The organism is Kitasatospora sp. MY 5-36, from assembly GCF_001182915.1.
Taxonomy (GTDB): domain Bacteria; phylum Actinomycetota; class Actinomycetes; order Streptomycetales; family Streptomycetaceae; genus Kitasatospora.
The window spans coordinates 1-546 of the sequence record NZ_LFVW01001439.1 but is presented as its reverse complement, the minus strand read 5'-3'; the positions used below and the strand labels follow the sequence as shown (position 1 = coordinate 546).

Sequence of the window (546 nt, the reverse complement as noted above, 5' to 3'; positions counted from 1 at the left end):
GCCCTCGGCCGAGCCGCCGGCCGCCGCCTGCCGGTAGCGCTCCAGCGCCCCGCCCAGGTTGCCGCGCTGCTCCTGGACGACCGCGAGCTGCAGGGCCGCCTCGCCGTGCCCCTCGGCCGCGGCCCGCGCGTACCACTCCTGAGCCTGCTGCTGCTCGCCGCGCCCGGCGTGCAGCACGCCGAGGTTGAACGCCCCGTCCACGCTGCCGGCCTCGGCCGCCTTGGAGAACCAGGGCTGGGCGCCGGACTCGTCGCCGCGCTGCAGCAGCACCACGGCCAGCGCGTTGCAGGCCTCCCGGTGCCCCGCGTACGCGGCCCGGCGGTACCACTGCTCGGCCTGCTGCTCGCGGCCGGTGCCGGCGCAGAGCAGGCCGAGGTTGAAGGCGCCGTTCTGGTCGCCCGCGTCCAGCGCGGCCCGGTACCAGCGCTCGGCCGCGGCGGCCTCGCCGCGGCTCGCGTGCAGCGCCCCCAGCGCGTTGGCGGCGTTGCCGTCCCCGGCCTCGGCGGCCTCCTGCCACCACTCGGCGGCGGCCGCCAGGTCCCCGGA

General features: G+C 79.5%; 1 protein-coding gene. It reads right to left on the bottom strand.

Translation table 11 applies throughout. From position 1 onward, the window contains the following. A partial coding sequence (locus AE652_RS42835) for a tetratricopeptide repeat protein (protein WP_049661818.1) occupies nucleotides 1-546 on the bottom strand: 546 nt, incomplete at both ends.